The sequence below is a fragment of the Variovorax sp. P4_B10 genome (genome assembly GCF_056402375.1).
Genome location: NZ_JBFUHN010000170.1, coordinates 1 through 2,630 on the forward strand (window position 1 = coordinate 1; position 2,630 = coordinate 2,630).

The 2,630-nt window shown below is 66.1% G+C and carries 2 protein-coding genes; both read right to left on the reverse strand.

From position 1 onward, the window contains the following. Positions 1 to 358 precede the first annotated feature (358 nt). Complete coding sequence (locus tag AC1DXX_RS33255) at positions 359 to 1,252, reverse strand: OmpA family protein (RefSeq protein ID WP_478138460.1); 894 nt, start codon at positions 1,250 to 1,252, stop codon at positions 359 to 361. Between the two features lie 32 nt (positions 1,253 to 1,284). After that, positions 1,285 to 2,630, reverse strand: a 1,346-nt coding sequence (locus AC1DXX_RS33260) for a YadA family autotransporter adhesin (RefSeq protein ID WP_478138461.1), incomplete at its 5' end; no start/stop codon positions are given.

Below are 2,630 nucleotides of genomic sequence, written 5' to 3' on the forward strand. Positions count from 1 at the left end.
GTCCTTGTCCTTGGATTCGCCGTTCGCGCCCTCGACGCGCATGAACATGTCTACTGCCATGGTGATTCCTTCGTGTCTTGAGAATGAAGAATTCCCCACAGCGGTGAGCGTGGGGTTGAGCAAGGCCGTCGCGGCCTCATCGAGATCTCAAAAAAATCTCTTTGGCACTCTAGTAAAAAAACTGTGGCCCATGCGTGACCTGAGTGGTCGCACGACATTTTTTCCTGTGCGTTCGTGAAGTTTTTCTGTAGGCAATATGGATCAATTCTGGTTGGGTATTGCTTTGGGATTATTTTTTCCAGGCAGTCAAGCCATCGAGGCCACGGGCCTGGCCGTTCGGCGAGGCCCGTCACGGAGTTCATCGCTCTGCGAAGACTTCGATCTCGACGCGGCGATTCGGCGCGAGACAGTCGATCAGCTCCGCCCGTCGGGTCTGTGCGCATTGCACCTTCGGCTCCGATTCGCCCTTGCCTTGCACCTGCATGGTCTGGGCTGGCACACCGGCCTGCACCAGGTAGTCGCGGACGGTACTGGCGCGCGCCAGCGAGAGCGCCTGGTTGTAGCTATTGCTGCCGAGCCGGTCGGTATGGCCCGTCACCTTGATCGCACTCACCGATCTGACGCTGCTCTTGATGTCGCTTGCCAGAGTGTCCAGTTGGCGCCGCCCTTCAGGCAGCAAGTCGGCCAACGAGCGACCATCGAAGCGGAACAGGCCGTCGGCGCCGAGTGTCGTCTTCGCAGGAGCAATCGCCGGCTGCACGGTCGCGACGGGCTTCGTTGCTGCAGGCGGCGGCTTGAGCAGGTCCGCGCAGCCCGGCCCTTTCCAATACATGCCGTGGGTCAACACATCTGCATTGAAGCGAACCATGTACTGGCAGGTGATGTACTCCGGGCCGGCGCCCGTGCGGAAGTGGAAGATGTAGTTCCATTCGCGCACGCCGCCCAGTCCTTCGCGGAAGTGCGGAAAGCCCAGCAGCTCGCGCACCTGGTCCTTGCCCAGGCCGGTGCGCATGACGCGCAGGGCCTCGAGGCTCGGGAAGGCGCCCTGCTGCCATTTGGCCGAGTCCAGTGCGGGGAAGTCGCTGTCCTTCGGCGGTGCCGGGTTCTCCGAGGCAGCCCTGGCCTGCATCTCCGGCGTGATGGTGTAGCTCGGGCTGGCGCAGCCGCCGGCCACCAGTGCAGCGAGGCAGAGCGCGGCGAGCGGCGTGGCACGAACCGCGGCAGGGGTCTTGGCTTGAAGAAGCTTGTTCATGATGGAGTTCGTCCAGTTCATCTGTATGGCGATCAGTTGAAGACCCATTCCGCGCCGACGGTGGCGCCCACCCCGGCACGGCTGGTGGCCACGCCGCCGGTGACGCTCCAGGCGTTGTTTTCGGCGGTGCGCCGGAAACTGATGCCCACCGCGCCCTGGCCCTTGAAGGAGCCTGCGCCGATGCGCATGACGGTCTTGCCCGGCACGTAGCTCCCGGGCATCTGCAGCGCCATGGCCGCGGCCACACCCGCATAGGCGTTCTTCTCGACGCCGTCGATGCGGTCGTTGACCGCATTGATGCGGTTGTTCAGGTTGCCGTTGACCGCGTTGAGCTGGTTGACGTTGACGGCATCGGTGCCCGTCACGCCCGGCGCCACGTTGTGCACCGTGACCGGGCCGGTGGCGGTGCTGCTGCCCATGGTCACGCTGTTGTAGTTGACCGAGCCGTCCGCATTGCTGTCGTACTTGACCGTCGACTGGTCGATCGCGGCGACCGTGCCCTGCACACCCCTCAGCTGCGAGACGTTGACCGCATCGCTGTCGGCCGTGCCCGCCGCCACGCCCGTGATCTGGCGGAACTGGCCGCTGGCTGCATTGCCCACCGATACGGCCGCCAGCGTGCTGGTGGTCGCACCGATGGCGATGCGTTGCGCGTCGGTGGCGGTGGGCGGCACATAGCCTGCCACGCCCGCGCCCGTAGAGGCCACGGAGCCTGCGCCCAAGGCCACACCGCCGGCCTGCGTCACATTGCTGCCCGCGCCCAGTGCCACGCCTTGGACGGCCGTGGCCGACGCGCCCGTGCCCATGGCGATCGAATCGGCGAGGTGCGATGTCGCACCCTGGCCGATCGCAATGCCGCCCGGCGCGCTTTGCTGCACGATGGCGCCATTGCCGATGCCCACGCCGTTGTTGCCGTTGACCACGGTCTGCGGACCGACCGCCACCGACTCCGYGCCGATGGCCAGCGAGTCGGCCGCGGTGGAGTTCGCGTGGAAGTACTGGATCGGCGTGACCGCAAAGGACTGCAGCGCACCGCTGAGCTGGCGCACCGTGACGGCGTCCTGCGCCTGGGTGCCGTCGGCCACGTTGGTGATCTGGCGGTAGGTGGTGGCGCTGCCGACGGAGAGGGCGCCCAGCAGCGTGCGGTCGGTCGTGTTGAAGGGGATCAGCGAGCTGCCCGCGGGAATGTTGCCGGTCGTGCCTGCGATCGCGCGGTCGGAGACGGCGCCTGCACCGATGGCCACCGAGCCGGCAATGGTTGCACTGGCGTCCTTGCCCGATGCGATGGCGTCGGCGCCGGTCGCGCCGTCGTTGGCTTCGTTGCCCCCGCCTGTGGAGTTGACGTGGTAGTACTTGGTCTTGCTGCCGGCCACCGTGG